This window comes from Micropruina sp. (genome assembly GCF_027492755.1).
GTDB lineage: Bacteria > Actinomycetota > Actinomycetes > Propionibacteriales > Propionibacteriaceae > Micropruina.
Genome location: NZ_JAPUED010000146.1, coordinates 1 through 4,484 on the forward strand (window position 1 = coordinate 1; position 4,484 = coordinate 4,484).

4 protein-coding genes and 1 pseudogene are annotated in these 4,484 nt (G+C 67.7%); 2 read left to right on the forward strand and 3 right to left on the reverse strand.

Going from position 1 to position 4,484, the window contains the following annotated elements:
* The coding region (locus Q0066_RS10570) for a hypothetical protein (RefSeq protein ID WP_298132693.1) at window positions 1-233 on the reverse strand (233 nt) is incomplete at its 3' end.
* A 66-nt stretch (window positions 234-299) separates the two neighbouring features.
* A complete protein-coding gene (locus Q0066_RS10575; RefSeq protein ID WP_298132695.1) occupies window positions 300-905 on the reverse strand; it encodes a TetR/AcrR family transcriptional regulator in 606 nt (201 codons plus the stop codon).
* Window positions 906-1,132: 227 nt separating this feature from the next.
* On the opposite strand from Q0066_RS10575, the gene Q0066_RS10580 reads away from it, so the two are divergent.
* Complete coding sequence (locus Q0066_RS10580; protein WP_298132697.1) at window positions 1,133-1,780, forward strand: HAD-IA family hydrolase; 648 nt, start codon at window positions 1,133-1,135, stop codon at window positions 1,778-1,780.
* Between the two features lie 137 nt (window positions 1,781-1,917).
* Here the strand turns inward: Q0066_RS10580 and Q0066_RS10585 are convergent, their stop codons facing one another.
* The gene (locus tag Q0066_RS10585) at window positions 1,918-3,429 is read right to left on the reverse strand and encodes an acetyl-CoA hydrolase/transferase family protein (RefSeq protein WP_298132699.1); all 1,512 of its coding nucleotides are present in this window, start codon (window positions 3,427-3,429) and stop codon (window positions 1,918-1,920) included.
* Window positions 3,430-3,792: 363 nt separating this feature from the next.
* Here Q0066_RS10585 and Q0066_RS10590 point away from each other — a divergent pair.
* Window positions 3,793-4,484 (forward strand): annotated as a pseudogene (locus tag Q0066_RS10590) (S9 family peptidase); the annotation flags it as partial.

Genomic DNA, 4,484 nt, shown 5'->3' on the forward strand with positions numbered 1-4,484 from the left:
AGCTGCCCACCCGCGACCGGCCCGGACGTGACATCGGGCGACGCGCCACCGGACGTCACGGACGCGGGCGCTGCGGCCGGGACATGCGCCGGTTGATGCATCCCGGGCGCCTGGGCAGTCTCGGCGCCGGGCATCTGCGGGCGGGCGGGATAGCTGTCCGGGAAGGGTGCGGGCGCGCCCGAGGGGTCCCGGTTGGGGTTCACCGGCTCTCCGGTGGGTGCTGGCCAGCTCATCGTCCTCCTGAGTCCGCGACCAGCCTACCGAGGCATCGAATCAGCACCTCACCACTCTTCGACCAGTCACCACTCTTCGACCAGGAGTTGTTGCATTGCCCGGCCGAGGCTTTCGATGATCACCCGGTCCTCGGTGTTGGCCAGGGTGGGCACGGGCAGCACGTAGCGGCTCAGCGCCATGCCCAGCACCAGGCTGACCGCCAGTTGGCCCCGCAGCTTGAAGTCGCTGTGGCCCAGCCTCTCGGCGATCGCGCCGAACACCTCCTTGGACATGAACTCGGTGAGGGGGCGCTGCGGGCCACCCTGCGCGACGGCCCAGCGCAGCATCGCGGTGAATCGCTCCCGGGCACCGTCCGGTGCGTCGTAGGCGGCGAGGAAAGCCGCGACCGCGGCCGGGCCGATTCGGTCGCGGGGGCCGTTCAGCACGTCGGCGACCAGACGCTCGGCGTCCAACGGCAGATCGAGCACGACCTCGGCGAACAGATCGGACTTGCTGGAGAAATAGTGGTGAATCAGTGCGGGGTCGACATCAGCCTCCCGGGCGATCGCCCGCAGCGAGACCTTGTCGTAACCGACGCTCGAGAACAATGCAAGTGCGGCTCGGCAGATGACACCTCGGGTGTCTGCGCGGCCTGGTCGGCGTCCGCGTGGCTTGGCGGGGGTGTCAGCCATCGCTCCTCCTTGTCGTGCCTTGTTCGTGTCGTTGCAAACCGGTGGCCCGCCCGTCACGCTCGCCCCCCGGAGCCCCGCTCATCTTTGGGCGGGGCTGTCTGCTGAAAACACCCTAATGGGCGAGACGGCGGTTCAGGGAAGGAATGAGGGGGCCGATTTGGACCGGTCAGTGTATCCGAGAGGTGACGGGGTCGGGCCGCGGACGCCCGAGCCACTACGCTGAACCGGTGAATTTCGCGCCTCCCTCGACCGTTCTGTTCGATCTCGACGGCACCCTCGCTGACACCGTTCCGCTGATCGTGGCGACCTTCAAACGCACGGTTTCGGAGTTGCTGGGCTGGGAGCCGACGTTCGACCAATGCAAGGAGTGGATCGGACGGTCACTGAACGAGACCTTCACCCGGCTCGCCCCCGGGCGCGCCGACGAACTGACCGCTCACTACCTGGAATGGAACCTCGCCCAGCACCACGCCTACGTGCGGCCGTTCGACGGTGTGGCTGAACTGATCGATGCCCTGCACGCCGCTGAGCGACCGTTCGGGGTGGTCACCTCGAAGCGTCACGACTCGGCGCTGCTGAGCCTGGAATGCGTCGGACTGACCGGACGCGTCCCCCTGCTCGCGACCGAGGAGGACACCACTGCACACAAGCCGTCACCCGAACCCTTGCTGCACGCCCTGCGCCGAGTGGGTGCCGACCCTGCCGACGCCGTCTACGTCGGTGATGCCGTGGTCGACATGCAGGCCGCCCAGGCCGCCGGCATGCGCAGCGTCGGCGTCACCTGGGGTGCCGCCAGCGTCGAGGAACTCACCGCGATCGAACCGACCGCCGTGGTGCATGACGTCGCCGAACTCCAGACGTTGCTCGGCCTGTAGCGCCCCGATCCGCCCACCCCGGCCCGACGGCAAACCCTCCCTAACTATCTCTGCCCTCCCGTCGACGGGAGGGCAGAGATAGTTAGGGAGGGCCCTGGTGCCGGACACCACGCTGTGTCACGGACCAGGGCCGAGGGTCAGGCGGGCTGCATCGTGCCGGTCTCGAGGAAGCGCTGATGCCAACTCAGCGACTGCCGCAGATCGTGCGGGGTGTGCATGCCGTTGCAGACCTTCTGGGCGTGCTCGAAGTACTCCCGCAGCATCGGCCGGTAGCTCGGATGCGCGCAGTTCTCGATGATCAGCCGGGCCCGCTGTTTGGGTGATTTGCCCCGCAGGTCGGCCAGCCCTTGCTCGGTGATCAGCACCTGGACGTCGTGTTCAGTGTGGTCGTGGTGGCTGACCATCGGCACGATGCACGAGATCGCGCCGCCCTTGGCGATCGACGGGGTGACGAACGCAGAGATGAAGGCGTTGCGGGTGAAGTCGGCCGAGCCGCCGATGCCGTTCTGCATGCGCGAGCCCATGATGTGGGTGGAATTCACGTTGCCGTAGATGTCGGCCTCGATCATGCCGTTGCAGGCGATGATGCCGAGTCGCCGAATCATCTCGGGATGGTTCGAAATCTCCTGCGGCCGCAGCACGATCTTGTCCCGATAGCGCCGGGCTTCGGCATTCATCCGCTCGGCATATTCAGGTGACAGTGAGAACGCAGTGGCCGAGGCGACGACCATCTTGCCCGAATCGATCAGGTCGACCATGCCGTCCTGAATCACCTCGGTGTAGGAGGTGAGGTAGTCGAACGGCCCTTCGAGTAGCCCGGCCAATACCGCGTTCGCCACATTGCCGACGCCCGATTGCAGCGGTAGCAGATCCTTGGGCAGGCGTCCGCGCTTCACCTCGTGGGTGAGGAACTCCAGGTAGAAGCCGGCCATCTTCTTCGAGTCGGCGTCGGCGGGCTTGAACGGCGTGTTGCGGTCGGCCGCGTCCGTTTCGATGACGGCGACCACCTTGTCGGGGTCGACCCGGTAGTTGCGTTGACCGATCCGGTCACCGGTGTGGGTGAGCATCACCGGCTGCCGCTCAGGTGGCAGCCGGGTGCCGTAGTAGATGTCGTGCATGCCCTCCAGGTCGGCGGACTGCCACGAGTTCACCTCGAGAATGATCTGCTCGGCCCGGTCGAGGAACGTCTTGTTGTTGCCGATCGACGACGACGGCACCAACAGGCCGTCCTCTTTGATCGCGGTGACTTCGACGACGGCGGTGTGCAGCTTGCCCATGCTGCCGGCCCAGATCATCGGGGCCAGGTGCGACAGGTGGATGTCGGCGTACTCGGCCGTTCCCTGGTTGATCTTGCGGCGCATGATCGGGTCGGACTGGTACGGCGTCCGGAAACTGATGCCGTCGACCTCCGCGAGCAGACCGTCGAGCTCGGGGGCGGTCGAGGCGCCGGTGAACAGGCCGATCTGGAAGTCCTTGCCCCGCTCGTGCGCAGCCTTCATCTCGGACGCCAGCGCACCCGGCACCTCCTTCGGGTAGCCGGCACCGGTGAAGCCGCTCATGCCCACGTTCGTGCCGGGCTTGATCAGCGTGGCTGCCTCGGCAGCGGTGGTGAGCTTCTTGCGTAGCTTCTTGTTCAGGACGCGGGACATCGGGCCTCTCCAGACGTTTGCTACTACGCACGATAGTAGTTAGCTCCGCGCCCGGAGGCCGCTTTGCGAAGAGGTCCAGCGCTCGAATGGCGGTGTCTCATCGGCTGATCGGAAGCTGCTATGACTAGGACATTCGGTCACCCCGCAGTCTGCTCGTTCGCGCCGCTGGAACGACGAGAGATCCTGGCGTGCGCCGGGAGGACGAGGTGGGGGTTCGTCATCCCGGACTTGATCCGGGATCTCCGTGGGGAGAGGTTCCTCGGCGGGGTCCGTCATCCCAGGGCGGCCGACTCCGTGCTCCCGGACTTGATCCGGGATCTCGCCGCCAGGGCGACGGCAGGTCCGGCCCTCTACGGTGGGGGAATGAGCACCGTGCCCCATGGTTCCTGGCCGTCCCCGATCTCGGCTGCCGACCTGGCGAGCGGCGGCGTCCGGCTCGGCGAACCGCGCTACGACGGCGCCGACCTCTACTGGACGCAGGGCCGTCCGGCCGAGGCGGGGCGGGTCGCGTTGCTGCGTGAGCGGGACGGCGTGGTGACCGAGGTGGCGCCGGGCCTGAGCGTGCGAACCCGGGTGCACGAGTACGGCGGCGGCGCCTGGGACGCCCGCAACGGCGTGGTGGTGATCAGTTCCGACCCGTCCGGGCAGCTGCTGCGGCTGGACCACGACGGACCGCACCCGCTGACCCCCGAGGGTTCGCGGCAGCGCTTCGCCGACCTGCGGGTCTGGCCCGAGCTGGGCATCGTGCTCGCCGTCCGGGAGGACCATTCCGCGCCCGGTGAACCGGTGAACTGCCTTGTCGTGCTGCGCTTGGACGTCACGAACGCCGACGGCGGAGCCGTGATCGCCGAGGGTGCCGACTTCTACGCCTGTCCTGAGCTGAGCCGTGATGGACGCCTGGCCTGGATGGAGTGGCGGCACCCCGACATGCCGTGGGATGCCTGCCTGATTCGGACCGGACGGCTGGCGGTGTCGGCGTCCGGGGCAGTCCTGGACGACGTCCGCACCATCGCCGGCGGGCCGGGGGAGTCCGCGGTCCACCCGCTGTGGCGCGG

What these genes read in the sequence shown, in the direction of transcription:
- Q0066_RS10585 (WP_298132699.1), bottom strand. Translation starts at nt 3,429, where the DNA reads ATGTCCCGCGTCCTGAACAAGAAGCTACGCAAGAAGCTCACCACCGCT.
- Q0066_RS10575 (WP_298132695.1), bottom strand. Translation starts at nt 905, where the DNA reads ATGGCTGACACCCCCGCCAAGCCACGCGGACGCCGACCAGGCCGCGCA.